Consider the following 464-nt stretch of genomic DNA (forward strand, 5'->3'; position numbering starts at 1 on the left):
CGCGCTCGGCCATCATCGCTACGAGTGGCTCTACGTCACCGCCTTCGTGGCGCCGGCCACCGGCGAGAGCCATTGGTACGTCGGCAACGGCGTCTCCAAGCCGCTCTTCGAGCGCCTGCTAGCGCTGTTCGCCCGCGAGGCCGGTGCAGGCCCACAGCGCACGATCATCCTGATGCTCGACGGAGCCGGATGGCACACCGAACCCGGACTGCGCCTGCCAGACGGTCTGCGGCTCGTCTACCTGCCGCCCTACACCCCCGAGCTCCAGCCCGCCGAACACCTCTGGCGGCTCGTCGACGAACCCATCGTCAACCAGCACTTCGACCGCTTGACCGAGATCCAAGACCGCATCGAGCAACGCTGCCGCGACCTCGAAGCCCAACCAGACATCCTGCGCGCCAACACACTCTTCCATTGGTGGCCACAGCCTGCCAGACCGAACTAATCAACCGGAAACGGTATCA

The 464-nt window shown here is 65.7% G+C and carries 1 protein-coding gene; it reads left to right on the forward strand.

Annotation, left to right across the window (positions count from 1 at the left end; genetic code table 11):
- Positions 1-445 (forward strand): transposase (locus tag MKK54_RS22980; protein ID WP_244014692.1); only part of this gene is annotated, 445 nt, incomplete at its 5' end.
- Positions 446-464: the final 19 nt, after the last annotated feature.

The organism is Methylobacterium sp. J-068 (assembly GCF_022829445.1).
In the GTDB taxonomy this organism is placed as follows: domain Bacteria; phylum Pseudomonadota; class Alphaproteobacteria; order Rhizobiales; family Beijerinckiaceae; genus Methylobacterium.